This is a genomic window from Streptomyces pluripotens, assembly GCF_000802245.2.
GTDB lineage: Bacteria > Actinomycetota > Actinomycetes > Streptomycetales > Streptomycetaceae > Streptomyces > Streptomyces pluripotens.
Genome location: NZ_CP021080.1, coordinates 5001069 through 5020265, shown reverse-complemented (window position 1 = coordinate 5020265; position 19197 = coordinate 5001069). Strand labels below are relative to the sequence as shown.

The following is a 19197-nucleotide window of genomic DNA, read 5'->3' as shown; positions in this document are numbered from 1 at the left end:
GACTCTGGATGCGTCCACGTCCCCGTGTCCCACGAACGGGTGTTTCCCGCTCACCCCGGGTACCGTCACGTCCAGGGACGTCATCCACAATTCCGGTGAACATCCAACGGTGTTCAAGCAGGATGGGCACATGACTGCCGTAGACGACTGCCCCGTGGTCCTGGACCGCCGTGACGGCCCGTACGGCGAGGTCGTACTGCGCAGACACGGCGCGCTGCTGCAGATCATCGCCAACGGCTGCTTCCTGATGGACACCTCCGACGGACGTTCGGAGCGGCTGCTGGTCGACGCCGCCCGTGAGGCGCTGGACGAACGGCCGGAGCCCACCGTACTGATCGGGGGGCTGGGGGTCGGGTTCTCGCTCGCACACGCCGCAGCGAATCCCCGGTGGGGGCGGATCACCGTCGTGGAGCGGGAACCCGCCGTCATCGACTGGCACCGGGACGGACCGCTGGCGCAGGTGTCGGCGGGCGCGCTCGCCGATGCGCGCACCCGGGTCGTGGAGACCGACCTCGTGTCGTTCGTTCATGACACACCGGACACGTTCGACGCACTGTGTCTCGACATTGACAACGGCCCCGGCTGGACCGTGACCGAGGGCAATGGAAGTCTCTACTCTCCGGCCGGACTCGCCGCCTGCGCAAGGGTGTTGAGACCTGGCGGAGTACTCGCGGTGTGGTCGGCGAAGCCTTCTGCAGATTTTGAAGAAACCTTGCGGAATGCCAGATTCCGGCAGGTGTGCACCCGAGAGGTGCCGGTTAGTCGGGGCGTTCCGGACGCTGTGCACCTCGCCGTCCGGCCTGGATAGCGGCAGTGCGGCGAGTCCCCGTAATGTGCTGCCCTGGCGCGGATCAATCAACGGATCACCGGGCGCCACGCAGACATGGGATCACCCCACGGATTCCGTAAAGCAACAAGCAGGGGCGGGCGATGGAGCAGACACACACCTCCCAGAGCAGCGCGGCGGCGACCACCGCAGGCGCACAGCGCCGGGTGCTGGTCGTCGAGGACGACCCCACGATCGCCGACGCCGTCGCGGCCCGGCTCCACGCCGAGGGATTCCTCGTGCAGACCGCGGCCGACGGTCCGGCCGCCGTCGACGCGGCCGAGGCCTGGCAGCCCGACCTGCTGATCCTCGACGTCATGCTGCCCGGCTTCGACGGGCTCGAAGTCTGCCGGCGGGTGCAGGCGCACCGGCCGGTACCGGTGCTGATGCTCACCGCCCGGGACGACGAGACCGACATGCTGGTCGGGCTCGGGGTCGGCGCCGACGACTACATGACCAAGCCGTTCTCGATGCGGGAGCTGGCGGCACGCGTGCATGTGCTGCTGCGGCGGGTGGAGCGAGCCACGCTCGCCGCCACGACCCCGCGCAGTGGGATCCTGCGGCTCGGAGAGCTGGAGATCGACCACGCCCAGCGCCGGGTGCGGGTGAAGTCGGAGGACATCCATCTGACACCCACCGAGTTCGATCTCCTGGTGTGCCTGGCGAACACCCCGAGGGCAGTGCTCTCCCGGGAGCAGCTGCTGGCCGAGGTGTGGGACTGGGCGGATGCCTCCGGCACCCGCACGGTCGACAGCCACATCAAGGCACTACGACGGAAGATCGGCGCCGAACGGATCCGTACCGTGCACGGTGTGGGGTACTCGCTGGAGACACCGGCACCATGAGCGGCGACGGGCGCCAGGCCGCGCCGAGGAGCTCCGGGAAGTCCGGGCAGGAACCCTGGGGCGGCGTGCGCCCGTTCTCGATCAAGACCAAACTGGGCGCGCTGGTCGTCATCTCGGTGCTGATCACCACCGGTCTGTCGATGATCGCGGTGCACACCAAGACGGAGCTGCGTTTCATCACGGTCTTCTCGATGATCGCCACCCTGCTGATCACCCAGTTCGTGGCGCACTCGCTCACCATGCCGCTGGACGAGATGAACACGGTCGCCCGGTCGATCTCCCAGGGCGACTACACCCGCCGGGTGAAGGAGAACCGCCGGGACGAACTCGGCGACCTGGCCGGGACGATCAACGTCATGGCCGACGAGCTGGAGACTCAGGACCGACAGCGCAAGGAATTGGTGGCGAACGTCTCCCATGAACTGCGCACCCCCATCGCCGGGCTGCGCGCAGTACTGGAGAACATCGTCGACGGCGTCACGGAGGCCGACCCGGAGACCATGCGCACGGCCCTCAGGCAGACGGAACGGCTCGGCCGGCTGGTGGAGACGCTGCTGGACCTGTCCCGCCTCGACAACGGCGTCGTACCGCTGAGGCGGCGGCGCTTCGAGGTGTGGCCGTATCTGTCGGGCGTGCTGAAGGAGGCCAACATGGTCGCCTCGGCCCGAACGGACATCGCCTCCGGTTCCGGACGTCACACGCGCACCGATGTCCATCTGCATCTGGACGTCTCCCCGCCGGAGCTCACCGCGCACGCCGACCCCGAGCGGGTCCATCAGGTGGTGTCCAACCTGATCGACAACGCGGTCAAGCACAGCCCTCCGCACGGCCGTGTGACGGTGAAGGCGCGGCGCGGGCCGCAGCCGGAGTCGCTGGAACTGGAGGTCCTGGACGAGGGTCCCGGGATCCCCCGGTCGGAGTGGCGCCGGGTGTTCGAGCGGTTCAATCGGGGCATGGTGCCCCGGCCGCACGGTCCGGGCAGCGACGGCGGTACGGGACTCGGACTCGCGATCGCCCGGTGGGCGGTGGATCTGCATGGCGGCCGGATCGGTGTGGCCGAATCCGAGCGTGGCTGCCGGATCATCGTCACCCTTCCGGGAGTGTCCTCCGCCCCAAGTTGACGTAAAGTTCCCATCGGAAGCACAAGATCCACCGCCGTCCCAGCCGTTTTCGCGCAGCTGGACACGTGTGACTGAAGACAGACCCGCCCCGCGTGTCGAACGCGGGGCCGACGGGTCGGCGTCTGTGCACCCTCTCATCTGCGGAACCACGGTTGTTTCCCGCCATATCAAGCCCTGAAACAAGATTTCTCGTGTGACTTACGCGACGATGAACGGGCCCGACCTGACCTTCACGGTCTTGGAGGCGTAGCCTTTATTCCCGCTGTCCATCACCTTGTGAAGCGGAAGAGGGCGGTTGCCGCCGTGTCGCCACAGTCCCCCAGTAACCCGAGCATCTCCACCGACGACCACGCCGGGAAGAACCCCGCGGCCGCGTTCGGTCCGAACGAGTGGCTCGTCGACGAGATCTATCAGCAGTACCTCCAGGACCCGAATTCGGTCGACCGCGCCTGGTGGGACTTCTTCGCCGACTACAAGCCGGGGGCTCCTGCCACCCCGACTCCGGCGGGTACTGCGGCCGCGGGGGCCGCAGGAACCCCCGTCACGGCGTCTCAGGCGCAGCCCGCACCGGCCCCCGCGGCCCCGGCCGCACCCAAGCCTGCCGTGGCGGCTCCCTCCCCCGCCCCGGCGGCGAAGGCCACCCCCGCCCCGGTCAAGCCGGCGCAGCCCGCACCGGCGCCCGCTCAGCCGAAGCCCAAGGCCGCCCCCGCCGTCCAGGGCCCGGAAGGCCCCGAGCTGGTCACGCTGCGCGGCCCGGCCGCCGCCGTGGTGAAGAACATGGACGCCTCACTGGAGATGCCGACCGCCACCTCGGTGCGCGCGGTCCCGGTGAAGCTGCTGTTCGACAACCGGATCGTCATCAACAACCACCTCAAGCGCGCCCGCGGCGGGAAGATCTCCTTCACGCACATCATCGGGTATGCGATGGTGCAGGCCATCAAGGCCATGCCGTCGATGAACTGGTCCTACGGCGTCAAGGACGGCAAGCCGACCCTGATCAAGCCGCCGCACGTCAACCTCGGCCTGGCCATCGACCTGGTCAAGCCGAACGGTGACCGCCAGCTCGTCGTGGCCGCCATCAAGAAGGCCGAGACCCTGAACTTCTTCGAGTTCTGGCAGGCCTACGAGGACATCGTCCGGCGCGCCCGCGACGGCAAGCTGACGATGGACGACTTCACCGGTGTCACGGTCTCCCTGACCAACCCCGGTGGCCTGGGCACCGTCCACTCGGTCCCGCGTCTGATGCCCAGCCAGTCCGTGATCATGGGCGTCGGCTCCATGGACTACCCGGCCGAGTTCCAGGGCACCAGCCAGGACACCCTCAACAAGCTCGGTGTCTCCAAGGTCATGACGCTGACGTCGACCTACGACCACCGGGTCATCCAGGGTGCCGCCTCCGGCGAGTTCCTGCGCCAGGTCGCGAACCTGCTGCTGGGCGAGAACGGCTTCTACGACGACGTCTTCAAGGCGCTGCGCATCCCCTACGAGCCGGTCCGTTGGCTCAAGGACATCGACGCCTCGCACGACGACGACGTCACCAAGGCCGCCCGCGTCTTCGAGTTGATCCACTCCTACCGGGTCCGCGGCCACGTCATGGCCGACACTGACCCGTTGGAGTACAGCCAGCGCAAGCACCCCGACCTGGACATCGTCGAGCACGGCCTCACCCTGTGGGACCTGGAGCGCGAGTTCGCGGTCGGCGGCTTCTCCGGCAAGTCGATGATGAAGCTGCGCGACATCCTCGGCGTGCTGCGCGACTCGTACTGCCGCACCACCGGCATCGAGTTCATGCACATCCAGGACCCCAGGCAGCGCAAGTGGATCCAGGACCGCGTGGAGCGCACCCACTCCAAGCCGGAGCGCGAGGAGCAGCTGCGCATCCTGCGCCGGCTGAACGCGGCGGAAGCCTTCGAGACCTTCCTGCAGACCAAGTACGTCGGACAGAAGCGCTTCTCGCTGGAGGGCGGCGAGTCCGTCATCCCGCTGCTCGACGCGGTGATCGACTCGGCCGCCGAGTCCCGTCTGGACGAGGTCGTCATCGGCATGGCCCACCGCGGCCGGCTGAACGTTCTCGCGAACATCGTCGGCAAGTCCTACGCGCAGATCTTCCGCGAGTTCGAGGGCAACCTCGACCCGAAGTCGATGCACGGCTCCGGCGACGTGAAGTACCACCTGGGCGCCGAGGGCACCTTCACCGGCCTGGACGGCGAGCAGATCAAGGTCTCGCTGGTCGCCAACCCCTCCCACCTGGAGGCCGTCGACCCGGTCCTGGAGGGTGTCGCCCGCGCCAAGCAGGACATCATCAACAAGGGCGGCACGGACTTCACCGTCCTACCGGTGGCGATCCACGGCGACGCGGCCTTCGCGGGCCAGGGCGTGGTGGCCGAGACCCTGAACATGTCGCAGCTGCGCGGCTACCGCACCGGCGGCACGGTCCACATCGTCATCAACAACCAGGTCGGCTTCACCGCGGCCCCCGAGTCCTCGCGTTCCTCCATGTACGCCACGGACGTGGCCCGCATGATCGAGGCGCCGATCTTCCACGTCAACGGCGACGACCCCGAGGCCGTCGTACGCGTGGCGCGGCTCGCCTTCGAGTTCCGCCAGGCGTTCAACAAGGACGTGGTGATCGACCTCATCTGCTACCGCCGCCGCGGTCACAACGAGTCGGACAACCCGGCCTTCACCCAGCCGCTGATGTACGACCTGATCGACAAGAAGCGCTCGGTGCGCAAGCTCTACACCGAGTCCCTGATCGGTCGTGGCGACATCACTCTGGACGAGGCCGAGCAGGCACTTCAGGACTACCAGGGCCAGCTGGAGAAGGTCTTCACGGAGGTCCGCGAGGCAACCTCGCAGCCGCTCTCCGGCAGCGTGCCGGTACCCCAGGACGGCTTCCCGGTGACGGTCCCGACCGCGGTCTCCTCGGAGGTCGTCAAGCGGATCGCCGAGTCCCAGGTCAACGTGCCCGACCACATCACCGTCCACCCGCGCCTGCAGCCGCAGTTGCAGCGCCGTGCATCGATGGTCGAGGACGGCACGATCGACTGGGGCATGGGCGAGACCCTCGCCGTCGGCTCCCTGCTGCTGGAGGGCACTCCGGTCCGACTGGCCGGCCAGGACTCCCAGCGTGGCACCTTCGGCCAGCGCCACGCGGTGCTGATCGACCGGGAGACCGGCGAGGAGTACACCCCGCTGCAGTACCTCTCCGACGACCAGGCCCGCCTGAACGTCTACAACTCCCTGCTCTCCGAGTACGCGGCGATGGGCTTCGAGTACGGCTACTCGCTGGCCCGCCCCGACGCGCTGGTGATGTGGGAGGCGCAGTTCGGCGACTTCGTCAACGGCGCCCAGACGGTCGTGGACGAATTCGTCACCTCGGCCGAGCAGAAGTGGGGCCAGACCTCCGGCGTGGTCCTGCTGCTCCCGCACGGATACGAGGGCCAGGGACCGGACCACTCGTCCGCGCGCCCCGAACGCTTCCTCCAGCTGTGCGCGCAGAACAACATGACGGTGGCGATGCCCACGCTCCCGTCGAACTACTTCCACCTCCTGCGGTGGCAGGTGCACAACCCGCACCACAAGCCGCTGGTCGTCTTCACCCCGAAGTCGATGCTGCGTCTGAAGGCCGCTGCCTCGAAGGCGGAGGAGTTCACGAACGGCCAGTTCCGCCCGGTCATCGGCGACGATTCGGTCGACCCGGCCACGGTCCGCAAGGTCGTCTTCTGCGCCGGCAAGGTCTACTACGACCTGGAGGCGGAGCGGAAGAAGCGCGGCGCCACCGATACGGCGATCATCCGCATCGAGCGCCTGTACCCGCTGCCGGGTGCCGAGCTCCAGGAGGAGATCAAGAAGTACCCGAACGCGGAGAAGTACCTCTGGGCCCAGGAGGAGCCGGCCAACCAGGGTGCCTGGCCGTTCATCGCGCTCAACCTGATCGACCACCTGGACCTGGCGGTCGGGGCGGACGTCCCGCACGGCGAACGCCTGCGCCGGATCTCCCGCCCGCACTCCTCGTCCCCGGCCGTGGGCTCCGCCAAGCGCCACCAGGCCGAGCAGGAGCAGCTGGCGCGTGAGGTGTTCGAGGCGTAGCCTCCGGAACGTCGCACGGCAAGGGCCCGGCCCCGAGTTCCAGTGGAACTCGGGGCCGGGCCCTTGCCGTGCGGGTGTCAGCCCAGGTAGGCCTCGAAGTCCCAATGGGGTCGCGTGCGCTGGCGGGCGGAGATGGTGTGCGGGTGCTGAGCGCCCAGGGTACGGGTGAGTCCGAGCAGGCCGTCCTCCTCCAGTTTCCCGGCCTCCTCCTGCTCTCGGAAGGCCCGCAGGTCGGCAGCGAGCGCCACCTGGCAGGACAGGGTGAGCGGGTGTTGGTCGCCCAAGGTGTGCCGGGCCCGGCGCAGTGTGTCCCGGCTGAGGTCCAGGGCATCGGCGATGCGGCCGTTGAAGTTCCGAGCGCTCGCCGCGTTCAGTGCACAGCCCAGCACCCAGGGATGGTCGGGACCGAGGGTGGCGGTCAGCCCCGCCAGCGCGGACTCGAACATCGACATCGCTCCGGCGCGTTCGCCCGCCGCCTGCATGACGAGGCCGGTGTTGGTGAGCATGCCGGTGGTGACGGGGTGGGCCGGACCGAGGAGGGAGCGGTAGCCGGCCTCGGCCTCGTCGATGAGGTCCCGGGACTGGCTGAGATCGCCGTGCTCCCTGAGGAAGTTTCCGTAGTTGTTGATGAACGCCAGGGTGCGGTGGTGTCCGCGGCCGTGCAGCTGTGCCAGCTGTTCCAAGAGGGCGGCCATCGAGGGCCCCACATCCGGGTTGAGCGCGCTCTCCCGGCGCCGGCACATCGCCAGCTGGACCCGTGCCTCAAGGGTCTGCGGATGCTGCGGTCCGAGTACCTGGACGTGGAGCCGGACCACTGGTTCCTGCCGGGCGAGGGCATCACGGTAGCGGCCCAGGAGACGCAGGTCGTGCGCGACCGCACTACCGGACTTGAGCGTGTTGATGTGCCGGGTGCGCAAGACGTTCTCGCGCCGGGCCAGGGTCTCCAGGTCGAGTTCGAACGCCTCCGCGTACCGGCCGCGCAGCCGCAGGCTCACACCCAGGTTGTGCCGGGCCACGAGCGTGTCCACCTCGTCCGGACCGAGCAGTCGCTCGTTGCCTTCCAGCACCTTCTTCTGCAGGTCGTAGGCCTCCTGATACCGGCCCAGATAGCGCAGGCTGCCCGCCAGGGAACCCTGGGTGACCAGCTCCGCCACCTCGTCGCGTGGGGAGGTGTGCTGGAGTTTCTCCAGGACCGCCCGGTCTAGTTCGTAGGCCTCGCGGAACCGGCCGCTGGCCCGCATGATGTAGCTCTCCTGGTTGGTCAGGTCGAGCAGCGGCTGGGCCAGTGGGTCCATCGTCCGCGACCAGTTGTCGCGGACCTTCCGGGCCAGCTCCAGACCGCTGTTGTACTCGCCGCTGCGCAAGCAGTACCGAAGGCAGTTCAGCACGGTGGTCTGCACCCGACGCTGGCTGCTGGTCAGCGCGCCGGAGGGTTCCAGGTGCGGCAGCAGTTCCGCGTACCGGGGCCAGTTCCTGCTGTCCACGGCGTTGCCCGGGTCGGCTTCCGCGAGCAGGGTGCGGACCGCCCTGCGGTGCAGGGCGTGGCTGTCCTCGCTGGTCAGCTTGGAGACGATGTCGTGGACGAGCCGGTGCATGTGCACCGACTCCTGGTGCGGACCCATCTCCGCGCCGAGCGGGCCGCGAGTCTCGCGGGTGAGCACGGAGTAGTTGACCAGGGTGTCCAGGGACCGGGTCCAGGCGGGCAGGTCGGTGGCCATCCAGCGGAGTTCCTCAGGGAGGTCCGTCTGCGGGTAGGCGCGGATCAGGCCGAGCGGAATGCGGCCCGGGGCGAAGGACGTGCACAGCCCGAGCACTTCGATAGCCTGGGGTTGGGAACGGCGCAGCCGGTTGAGCAGTATCGACCAGGACGTCATGGACGACTGCGGGAAGCCCTCACCGGTGGCCGGTTCGTCCACGGTGGAGAGCCTGCGTTCACGGACCATCCGGAGGTACTCGGCCACGTCCATGCCGGACTCACCGAGCCAGGAGGCGGCCTGCACCAGCGGCAGCGGTACGTCACCGAACTCGGCGGCGACCTCGTCCGCCTCGGCCGCGGTGATGTGGGTGGCCCGACGCATCAGATAGCTGGTCGACTCGGCGCGCAGGAAGGCCGGTACCTCCAGGACCTCGGTGTACTCGCTCCAAGCCCGGTTCCGGGAGGTGACCAGGACATGGCCTGAGCCCTGCGGCAGTAGGGCGTTGACTCCCTCGGGGTCGTCCCAGCCGTCGAAGATGATCAGCCAGTTGGAGTACGGCTCGCCGCGCCTCAGGGCGTCCCGGACCGCGCGGATGCGCTCGCCGGGCTCGCTTCCGATGGACAGGCCTAGTTCCACGGCGAGTTCACCGAAACGGTCGCGCTGGATGTTGCGGTCGTCGGAGTTGACCCACCACACCAGGTCGTAGTCGGTGCTGAAGCGATGTGCGTACTCGGCGGCGAGCTGGGTCTTGCCGATGCCGGACATGCCGAGCAACGTGCAGGAGGAGGCGCCGCGCTCGGCGTCGGAGAGGCGCTGGTGGAGGTCGGTGAGCAGGTCATCGCGGCCGGTGAAGCGCGGGTTGCGGCGCGGCACCTCACCCCAGATCTCGCAGCGGGTCTCCGGGTACCGCACCCGTGTGGGCATGGTCTTCGGGGTGCGCCGGCGTTCCAGGCCGAGCCGGCTCAGCAGGCGTTCCTCCGCCGCTTCCTCGCTCAATCCCCACAGGCTGGCCGGTTCGAGGACGGCGGTGGCGGGGAGCAGCGGCCGGTTGGTGAGGTTGACGGCGGCGAACCGGTCCGCGTGCGCGGCGACGAAGCCGCGCAGCGCGTCGTTCCACTCGCCCGGGGGACGCGGGCCGAGTTCGAAGAACCAGTCGTCGAGCACGAGCAGCACCCGCCCGCTGGAGAGCAGCAGGTCACCCAGCGAGTCCTCCAGTGCCACCTCGCGCGGCGGGTCCCACCGCTGGAGGGTCGCCCGGTGGCCGTGGCGTTCCAGGGCATGGACGATCCAGGCCGCCCATGAGCGGTGGTAGCCCGGGAAGACCACCAGGAAGTGTTCGGGTGCCCCGGTACCGTCCCCGCTCGACCGCCGCTGTTCCACCATCGTCGCTCCCTGTTCCCGCGCCCGTCGCACTCCCGGACGGCGCCTGCATAACGTAGCGCAACCGACTACCCACGAACTGTCACCTGGAACGACGGACCGCCCGGCCCAGCCGCACCTGGTGGCTGCCCATTTCTCGGACGAACTCCTGTCCTGCAAAGGTCAGTTCATCGGACTCGCGCAGGATGGACAAGGCTTCGCCGACCTGACCCCGAAAGAATCCGAACCGGTGTTCGGCCCGGGCGCGCCACCTCTGGTCGTCCACCCGGGCGCTGCGGGCCCGCGCCCACAGGTCCGTCAGCGCCAGATGGGCGTACGCGCCCTGCAGCACACCGGGGACCGGGCGCGGGTCCGGCCGCCATCCGACCCGGTGACGGGCGGTGCCGGCCGCGCGGTAGAGCGGCACCAGCTCGTGCAGAACCGCCAGCTTCGTGTGGTGGGCCTCGTGCACCAGGGACTCCGCCAGGCCCCGGGTGTCGGCCGGGAGCTGACAGACCATCGCCCCCGGAGCGGCCCGCAGGGTCGCGGTCATCGCGACCCCGCCCGGCCGTGGCTGGTCCGCCAGCGGCACCACGGCACGCAGGATCGCGGCGGTCTCCTCGGCCCGGCCGGGATCGGTGGCCGCCAGCAGGGCCCGGGCCGCGGGCCAGCGCTCGGCCCATCGCCGGTGGGCGGCGCGCACACGGACGGCGGCGGGCAGCCGCTCGGGGCCTATCCCGTCGGCCGGCACACGGTAGGGGTCCAGGTCGTCGAGAACCGCGGGGCTTCCGGGCAGCTCGCACAAACCGGACCAGCCGGGACCGCGGCCGGCCGGGCGGTGCGCACCGGGCTGCGGCCGGGTGAAGGCCACGTCGACGCAGCCCGAGGCGTCCGCGATGCGGGTACGGCCGTCCTCGCCGTGCAGGCGCAGGCGCCCGGAAGGACAGTCCACACTGCCGAGGCCGGGCAACATGAAACGGCCGGGGGGCACGTCGAGCGTGCGGTCGGCAGGACAGCCCGCGCGGACGGCTGCCGCGACGGCCACCCCGCTCAGGTGAGCCAGGCGCCCCTCGAACCCGGGGCCCTCGGGAACGCCGAGCACGTCCGCGAGCCAGGCGCCGGTGATCGGATAGTCGACGACCTCCCGGACAGCGGCCGGGTCGGTCCGTTCCGCGTGCTCCAGCAGCGCCCAGTCCTCCTCGAACCGCCGCCGGGCCGCCGCGCTCAGCGAAGCGCGCCGTTCCTCGACACGGACCAGGAGCGCCTTGAGAAGCACCATGCGACGCGCGTGGAGTGCGGCGCGCAGGAGCACGGAGCCCTCTGCCGTGGGTCGCGTCCCGGCCAAGTCCCTGAAGACGTGCGAGGACACGATCACCGAGGTCATCCCCGGGTGTCCTCACTCCGGTCCGCGCCGGCGAGTCCGGCCGGAAACATTCGGTCGGCAGCCCCCGTCATTCGCGTGGGCGGGTCCTCACTGACATACCAGACCTCTGTGGCCGCACCGGCCTCGTACAGCACACGGACCACGGCCGTCATCAGGTCCGGATCCTCCATGGCGCGCAAAGTCCGCAGGTCGACATCGGTGAGGTCGGCCGGGAGCACGGTCCGCACGATTCCCTCCCCGGGACCCGTCGCTCCTTTCCTCTGCTGCGCCACCTCGGCTCCTCCCTGCCTACGCCCGCCCCGCACGGCCATAACAGCTGCCCAGTTCTTCCCGAGGTGCACGAACCAGAAACCCCAAGTCGATCAACTCCGGTCAAATACGGGCCGGTTCGTTTGCCCGCCGGTCCCGCTGCTCGGCCCACGGAAACCACGGCGGGGCGAGCCGCGCCCACTCCGACTCCGGCATTCCCGGTGCCGCGCCCGACCGCGTCACCTCCCCCGTGAACTCCTCGACCGCCTGCCGGGTGGACTGCACGTCCGCCCAGTCCACCTCTCGCAGCGCCGCGGTCAGCCGGTACCACAGCTCCAGGGCTCCCTGGAACGCGACCCGGGCCGCCTCCGGCCGCCCCATCAGCGCGAGCACCGCCCCACTCCCGTGACGCGCACGGGCCGCCGTGACCGAGCCGGGATCGTCACCGTGGGCGGCCTGAGCTTCCCGTTCGGCGTTCTCGTACGCTTGCAGGGCCTCCCTCAGCACCGGTGCCCCGGCGCGCTGCCAGCCCTCCAGTCGCACCCGGCCCAACTGCAGCCAGGCCTCAGCCCGCACGACCGCGTCAGCAGCGGCACGCAGGGATTGGCCCAGTAGGTGTCGGCTCTCGAACAGGTCGGGCAGGAAGCCGAGGTGGCGGAACCGCTGGGCGAGGGCGCTACCCACGAGAGCCTGCAGCCGCCCCCGCTCCGCGGACCGTGCGGGCAGCGAGTTCAGTGCCTCGCGCAGCACGTACTCGGCCCGGTCCACGATGCCCGCACCGTCCTGCACGGATGCCCGGCCGAGCAGTGACTCCCCCCAGGCAGTGAGCAGTCGGGCACGTAGCGCACCGTCGCCGGGCGCGAGCCGGGCGGCCCGCTGGTACGCCGCGTCGGTCGCCGGATGTTCGCCCCGACTGTCGTGGAAGTCCGCCAGCGCGGCGAGGCAGGGCAGCAACAGCGAGGGCTCCTCCCCCGCAGCCCGCTGGGCGCCCAGCAGCGCTTCCCGCGTCTCGGCGTCTTCGGCGCCGGCACCGCGCAGCGCCCGCGCAAGATCCAACAGGGCCGGCGCCAGCACGCCATCATCGGCTTCCTCGGCCGCCAGCAGAGCACATCCTTCCCGGAGTTCCGCGATGGCCGCCCCGGGGTGCCGCAGGTCGAGCAGGATCCGGCCCCGCAGGAGGAGGCGGGCGCGATGGACGGTCGTCTCCCAGGGAACATCGGCGGCAGAATCCCGGGAGCCGGGCTCGGCAGGGGTCCCGTGCCCTCCGGGGTCCCCACGATCCCCGTGATCCGGGCGGTCCCCGGAGCCCGCCTGGCCAGAGTGGTCCGCGGAGCGGACCGAATCGGACGGGGCGGAGCCGGAACGGCCCACCGGGCCCGGTGCGAGGCTCCCGTCGGGGCTGCTGGGACGTCCACGGACCCAATCCCGCGCCCGCTCGGCCACCCTCGGCCACGGCGAGCTGTCCGGGTCCAGGGGCTCCAGGGCGGCGGCGAGTTGGTCCGCCTCCGCCGTGTGCTGCCACAGCTCCCGCCTGCAGGAGGCCAGTTCGAGCGCGGCATCGGCTCGTTCGCGACTGCCGACCGGGGCCGCGGCATGGGCCCTGGCGAGTTCGCCCACCGCCTCGCGCAACAGCTCGGCACGTCGACCCCGGGTGCGCACGGCGGCCGTACCGGCCTGCGCGCGCAGCACCCGGCCGAGCACGAGGTGGGCCCGGACTCCAGCGGCGATGTCCGGTCCGGCCCCGGGAGCCGCAGGAGCGATGCGGGCGGCGGCCACAGCGTCCATCGCGGCGCGGGCCTGCTCCCGGGCTCGGCGCAGCGCCTCCGGATCGGCGAGTTGGTGCCACTGGTCGAGCAGGTGCTCGGCCTCGGTGAGCGGGTCGGCGGGGTTCAGTCCCGGCAGGTAGAAGCGCAGGACGCGGGCGGGAACACGGGCGAACAGCTCGGCCTCCATACTGCCGGTGTGCTGCGGCCCGGAGTCGTCGGGCAGGTCGCCGGTGCCGGCGGCCGGGTCCTGGTCGGCGAGCCGGGCCGCGGCGAGCGCGGCGAAGTTGCGGGTGCCCCTACCGAAGTGCCGTTCCACGTAGGCCGAACAGTGTTTGAGGACGAGTGCGGCGGTGTCCTGGTCGAGGGAGGCCAACAGCAGGTCCTGCACCCGGCCCGGGTAGACGAAGCAGGGCTGGTCCGCGGTGCCGGGGAGCTGCCGGAGCAGGCCGCCCAGCAACACTTCGGCCAGTTCCATGGGACCGGTGTCGGGCAGCATGGCCCGCTGGACCAGCTGCATCACCGGAAGGGTGAGCGGGGCCGCGGCGAAGTAGACGGCCAGCCGAAGGGCACCGGGCGAGGCCCCGGCGCGGAAGGCGCGCAGCGACTCGGCGCCGCTGCGCTGCGTCGGGGCGGGAGGAACGGCGACGGCCTCCGTGCCCGGGCCGGGGCACGCGGCCCAGGCGTGTTCGCTGGTGGGACCGGTACCGCCGATTAGCCGGGCGTAGGCCTCGAAGGCCTCCGGGACGGGCTGCAGGACCGGCACCGGCCGGGCGTCATGAGCCGGTTCGTCCCAGGGCTCGTCGTCGGGCACGAAGTCCAGGCGGGCGCCAGCCTCGGCGGCACGGACCAGCCGACCAGGCTCGGCGGGCAGTGCGGTACGGCCCCACAGACGTGGCGGCAACGGCTGGACGACGGCCAGTGGAGCGGTGCGCGGCCAGGTCTGCAGCAGCCGCTGTGCGCTGCCGTTCTCCCACAGCGGGCCGACGCAGTCGCTGATGACGAAGGTGATCCGGCGGCCGGTGGGGTCGTGCAGCTCGTCGGCCGGGCGTAGCCGGGTGTGCCGGCCGGGACCGGCGGTCGTCCCGACCACCGGGGCGCCGGAGTCGTCCGCGTACAGACGGTGGACGCGCACCGAGGCGAACGCGCCGGACTGCTGGCAGGCCTGGCGCAGTTCCTCGACCAGCCGTCCCCAGACGGCCATGGCGGGACCGGTGTCCATGAGCAGTTGAACGTCGCACCGCCGGGGTCGGCCGGGCCGGGTGACGGGGAGCAGGATGCCGCTGGCGGCGGCGCGGTCGGCGGTGGCCTCCTCATCGAGCTGCTCGTCCCGGTCGCGTGCGGAAGCGGTCCGGTAGCGGCCGAGCGCGCGCAGCGCCTTTTCCAGCCCGAGCAGTCCGGGCAGGGCACCCGCGGCGGGCGCGCGGACGGGGAACGAGGCGGGGGCGGCAGTGGAGGCGGCTGCCGGACGTGGGGTGGGGCCCTGGGTGTGCAGGGGAACGAAGGCCTCGCCGGCGGGGGTCGTGTGCCGGGGCGCTGTGCCGGGCGGCGTCAGGGAGTCGGGAGGCTCGCTGGAGGGAGGTTCGCCGGAGGACAGCTCGCCGGGGCGGCCCGAGGGAGCGCGCGTGGAGGGCCCGGCAGCGTCGCAGGGCAGGCCCGCGTCGTCGAGCCGCTGGGCCAGCCAGAGCGCGTCTGCCACGTCCTCGGCCGTCGGCTGCAGCCCTCCCTGGCGCAGCTTGCCGATCAGCTCGTCCAGGTGCATCCCCGGCACCCGCCTCTCACCTCGTGCGGTCGAGCGGTTGCATGAGCATCTCCGCGATACGTTCCCGGGAGAGTCCTTGCGCGTGCGGGTCGTGCTGGGTGAGGAACAGGGCGTTGAGGAGCTGGTCGGCGGCGACCACCTCGCCGGGTTCGCGCTCCAGGAACCGGCGGATCAGGTCGGCACCCGCGGCGGCACCGTCCCTGCCGAGGTGCGCCTCGACCATGGCTGTGAGCTGCTCCTCGCCGGGCGGGTCCAGCTCAAGCTGGACGCAGCGGCGCAGCAGCGGGGCCGCGAAGTCGCGCTCGCCGTTGGACGTCAGCACGATCACCGGGAACGCGCCGCACGCGATCCGCCCGCCGTGCACGGCCACCCGGTCGCCGTCGTGGGTGAGTACTTCGACCACGGGTTCGCGGTCGGCGAGCCGTTCCAACTCGGGGATCGAGAACTCACCTTCCTCCAGGGTGTTCAGCAGGTCGTTGGGAAGGTCGAGGTCGCTCTTGTCGAGTTCGTCGATCAGCAGGACGCGGGGCTGCTCGGCGGGCAGCAGCGCGGTGCCGAGCGGTCCGAGCCGGATGTACGAGCCGATCGCGGGTGCGGCGGCGGTGCCGTCAGCGCCCCGGGCACGCTCGATCTGGACGTCCTGGAGCCGACCTATGGCGTCGTACCGGTACAGGCCGTCCTGGAGCGTGGTGCGGCTGACGATGGGCCAGCGCAGCACCTTGCCCAGTCCCAGTTCATGGGCGATCGCGTACGCCAGGGTCGACTTGCCGGTGCCCGGGTTGCCGGTCACCAGCAGGGGCCGGCGCAGGTAGAGGGCCGCGTTGACCGCGTCCACCTCGGCCGGCCGGGGCGCGTAGTTCTCCACCAGACGGCGGCGCACGCCGAGTCGGCGGGCGCTGCTGGGGTCCTCCGGACCGCCCTCCGTGTCCTGCCGAGAGGCCGCGAAGTCGCGCCAGGGAGGCGGCGCCGGCAACCGTCGCATGCCGTCGTGCGGCTGGCCCACTCCGCGGTAGATCCGCCAGTCGTTCACCTTGGGCTCCTCCCGGCTCTGGTGATCATGCAGCGGGCCCGGCCGTCCGACGTACGAGGCTACCGCCCGCCGACCGTGTCCGCCGAGGTTCGGGGCGTCTGATGCCCACCTGACTGCCCGACGAACGACCGTACGAACCATGCGAGTTGACGATCGGTTCGGCGGCAGCGGCGGGCAACTGACGGAGTCAGTCGTCAGGTGCGGCGGGTGGCGGGCGCATCGTCTCGGCCCCGTACGGTGGCCGGTCGGGCGGGTCGATCAGCACGGCGATCTTGCCGCGCAGTCCATGGGCGCGGGCGGTAGCGGGATCAGCGAGACGGATGCGCAGTTCACGGACCCGGCCGTGCAGCCCGTCGGCGTGCCGGGCGAGCTCCAGCAGGTCGGCTGCCTGTCGGTGGAAGTCCCGGCACTCCTCGTGATCATGCCGGTCGCGGCGCCACAGCACCACCGGATGCCCCGACCTCAGCGCGTCCCTCATCGCCGCATACCCCTCACCGCGGCCGACCGGACCGCAGTAGACCGGCACACGCGCGTCACCCATCGCCGACAGCACGCCGTAGAACGGATACCTGCCCCCGGCGCGGGTCCCCGCCAGGTGCCCCTCGGCGGGGGACCGCCCGTGCAGGGTGCCGTGCGCCAGCGGCCCTTGCAGCGCGCCCTTCCACCGCCGCCGCCACTCCGGGGAGGGTTCACGGCCGTTGCGCCGGATCTCCCGGATGACGACCGTCCGCCGCATCCCGAGCGGCAGGGCCCGCTCGTCGTCCAGGTCGTCCTCGAAGTCGCCCTCAAAGTCGTCGTCCAGGTCATCGGCGACGGCGACGGCGGTGCCGGCGGCACCGCGCCCGTCCCGATCGGCGTCGCGCACGGATTCCCGGGCTTCGGGGTGTCGGCCGGGAACGGAACCGGAACCCGGGCTGCCGCCGGGCGGACCGGGGTGCAGCTGCCACTCGTCCACGGGCAGGTCGAACAGTCTGCGGGGCAGGAACACTTCTACGGCGGCGAGATGCTCACCGTGATCGCCCTGGCTGAGCGCCCTGGCGAGCGGCTCCCGCAGTACCCGGGCCAACTCCTCGGCGGGCACACCGCGCTCATCCGCGTCCACCGGGGTGACGTCCTTGCCGTCGTAGATCAGCTGCACGCTCCAGGGATGCCGGCCGTACGTCTCCGCGCCGACCTTGACGAGGACATCGGTCCGGGCGGCGAACGCCCCGCCCACCAGCCTCGTCGGTTCCACGCAGACGCTCCCGGCGGGCGCCTCAGCGGCCCCACCGGCCGCTTCGCGCCAGCCGGTGGGGCCGCTGACCCCGTCCAGCAGCGCGCGAATGGCCTCGCCGACCGCCCAGCTCCGGTGCCCCGCGGCCTGCGCGTTGATCCAGGTAGTAAACGCCCGCAGCCGTTCACGGTCCACCCGTCCGGCGCGTCCCCCGGCAGCCCTGCGGGCCACCATCGCCGCGTACACCAGCACGGCGTCGAGGTCGACCAGCGTCCCGCCGCCGCCGGGCTCCAGCGCGCGCAGTCCGTACAGCAGCGCGGCGCCCTCACGCCAGGTCCGTACGTTCCGGACCAGCAGCGAGTGCAGGCGTTCGCCGCACACCCTCTCCTTCACGTCCTCCACGAGGTGGACGACCTCACCGGCTCCGGACGGCGGTGGCAACTGCGCGAGATGGCCGTACAGCCGCGTCCGCAGCTCCACGCCGACCGCGGAGGCCGACGGCACGTGTCCGGGCAGGGCGGCCCGGAAGGTGGCCCAGTCCGGGTGCGCGGAGCGGGAGCCCAGACGGCTCGCGTGGTACAGGTCGTGAGCACGCAGCACCTCGCGCACCGCCCGGCGCGACTCGCGCTGGTCCAGCAGCTCGCACAGTGCGGTGACCGGAACGGCGACGCCCTCCTCCCGGCGCCGGCCCTTGATCACTCCGATCACGGAGCCCTGCCGCAGGTCGAGCACGGGCCCGCCGGACAGCCCGCCGACCGGTTGGCTCCCGGCGAGTAGCAGGGCTCGCGCGTCGGAGCCGGCGAGTTCACCGGTGCCGTTCCGGAGACCCAGCTCACCTGTCTGCACGGACCAGCCGTACAACCCGAGCGGGGTCCGTGGTCCCGCCTCCCGGTCGCCGAGCCAGAGGCACGGCACGTCGTCGGCACCGCTCACTCTCACGAGCGCCAGATCGGGGAACGGCCAGGGATCGCGCAGGGACCGCGAGTCCTGCGGACCGGGTGCGACAAGTACGGCGGTTCCGGTGCCGGTGCGCTCCCGCCAGGGGTCGACGGCGGGCTCCTGCCGGGCGTCGGCGGCGGTGCGCTCCTGCCAGGTCACGCTCATCGCGCTCTCCCCTCGGCACGCCCCGGCTCCCCCCTTCCCCACGACATGAGCGGAGGTCAACAGCCAGCCCGGGGCTATGAAGAACCCGGACCCCCAGTACGGGTCACGGTCCGTTGCATACCCGTCACCCGTTGCGCCGATGCGCGCGAGGGAGGGGCGCACCATCTCGGCGAAGGCGCTCATACGGCACCGGAGGCCGGCGGTCCGGGGGGTGCCGCACTACCGCCGGGCGCTGCGGGGTCCGCACCGCCCGCCGCCGAAGCCGGTTCCGTCCAGGTCAGGGACACCGTCAGGGAGGACTTGCCGCCGCCCTCCGCGATGACGCTCACGATCTTGCCGGACTGCGCCGTCAGTTCGATCCCGAAGCTGACGGAGACCTCCACCGGGGCCGGGGTGTTCAGACCGGCGCGCAGGGAGCGCACGACACCACCGACCGTGTCGGCCAGGCCGCCCGCCATGTCGACGATGCGGTCGCCGAGCGAAGTGTCCCGGTACTCCCCCTCGTAGCCCCAGTCGTAGCCCGCGTCGCGCGGCCCGCCCGACACGCCCTCGTGCGCCGCCCCCACCCTGGCCCAGACGACGGTCCCGTCGTCCAGGCGTATGCGCTCGACTCCGCCGGTCATGACGCCCCCGTTCACCGCTGGGAGGAGAAGGTTAACTCCCGGGAAGGGGGAGGGGGAGGGGGAGGGGGAGGGGGAGAGGACGATACGGCTGGTGGCCGTCCCCCGCCTCCAAAGCGTCCCGGATGATGG

At 71.3% G+C, this 19197-nt stretch carries 11 protein-coding genes; 4 read left to right on the top strand and 7 right to left on the bottom strand.

All coding sequences use genetic code 11. From position 1 onward, the window contains the following. Nucleotides 1-130: 130 nt before the first annotated feature. The 4 genes from LK06_RS22670 (at nucleotide 131) to LK06_RS22655 (ending at nucleotide 6884) form a co-directional block, all read left to right on the top strand. A complete protein-coding gene (locus LK06_RS22670; protein ID WP_043433554.1) occupies nucleotides 131-808 on the top strand; it encodes a spermine/spermidine synthase domain-containing protein in 678 nt (225 codons plus the stop codon). Between the two features lie 122 nt (nucleotides 809-930). Then, the gene (locus LK06_RS22665; RefSeq protein WP_039651447.1) at nucleotides 931-1671 is read left to right on the top strand and encodes a response regulator transcription factor; all 741 of its coding nucleotides are present in this window, start codon (nucleotides 931-933) and stop codon (nucleotides 1669-1671) included. Beyond that, the gene (locus LK06_RS22660; protein ID WP_086083463.1) at nucleotides 1668-2792 is read left to right on the top strand and encodes a HAMP domain-containing sensor histidine kinase; all 1125 of its coding nucleotides are present in this window, start codon (nucleotides 1668-1670) and stop codon (nucleotides 2790-2792) included. Before LK06_RS22665 ends, LK06_RS22660 begins: the two co-directional genes overlap by 4 nt. A 303-nt stretch (nucleotides 2793-3095) precedes the next feature. Continuing rightward, nucleotides 3096-6884, top strand: coding sequence for a multifunctional oxoglutarate decarboxylase/oxoglutarate dehydrogenase thiamine pyrophosphate-binding subunit/dihydrolipoyllysine-residue succinyltransferase subunit (locus tag LK06_RS22655; protein WP_043408637.1), 3789 nt, complete (start codon nucleotides 3096-3098; stop codon nucleotides 6882-6884). Between the two features lie 77 nt (nucleotides 6885-6961). Here the strand turns inward: LK06_RS22655 and fxsT are convergent, their stop codons facing one another. The 7 genes from fxsT to LK06_RS22620 all read right to left on the bottom strand — a co-directional run bounded on the left by fxsT (nucleotide 6962) and on the right by LK06_RS22620 (nucleotide 19068). Beyond that, nucleotides 6962-9964: an FxSxx-COOH system tetratricopeptide repeat protein gene (fxsT, locus tag LK06_RS22650; protein WP_039651445.1), complete on the bottom strand. Its 3003-nt coding sequence runs from the start codon at nucleotides 9962-9964 to the stop codon at nucleotides 6962-6964. A 79-nt stretch (nucleotides 9965-10043) separates the two neighbouring features. After that, the gene (locus LK06_RS22645) at nucleotides 10044-11324 is read right to left on the bottom strand and encodes an aKG-HExxH-type peptide beta-hydroxylase (RefSeq protein WP_052269852.1); all 1281 of its coding nucleotides are present in this window, start codon (nucleotides 11322-11324) and stop codon (nucleotides 10044-10046) included. Beyond that, complete coding sequence (locus LK06_RS22640; protein ID WP_039651443.1) at nucleotides 11321-11551, bottom strand: hypothetical protein; 231 nt, start codon at nucleotides 11549-11551, stop codon at nucleotides 11321-11323. Before LK06_RS22640 ends, LK06_RS22645 begins: the two co-directional genes overlap by 4 nt. Nucleotides 11552-11696: 145 nt before the next feature. Beyond that, nucleotides 11697-15098 (bottom strand): SAV_2336 N-terminal domain-related protein, encoded by a 3402-nt coding sequence (locus tag LK06_RS22635; protein WP_234367627.1) that lies wholly within the window; start codon nucleotides 15096-15098, stop codon nucleotides 11697-11699. A 16-nt stretch (nucleotides 15099-15114) separates the two neighbouring features. Beyond that, the gene (locus LK06_RS22630) at nucleotides 15115-16128 is read right to left on the bottom strand and encodes an AAA family ATPase (RefSeq protein ID WP_039651440.1); all 1014 of its coding nucleotides are present in this window, start codon (nucleotides 16126-16128) and stop codon (nucleotides 15115-15117) included. 187 nt (nucleotides 16129-16315) lie between these two features. After that, nucleotides 16316-18610, bottom strand: coding sequence for a VMAP-C domain-containing protein (locus tag LK06_RS22625; RefSeq protein ID WP_078858854.1), 2295 nt, complete (start codon nucleotides 18608-18610; stop codon nucleotides 16316-16318). Between the two features lie 14 nt (nucleotides 18611-18624). Continuing rightward, nucleotides 18625-19068: a CU044_2847 family protein gene (locus LK06_RS22620; protein WP_234367476.1), complete on the bottom strand. Its 444-nt coding sequence runs from the start codon at nucleotides 19066-19068 to the stop codon at nucleotides 18625-18627. Nucleotides 19069-19197: the final 129 nt, after the last annotated feature.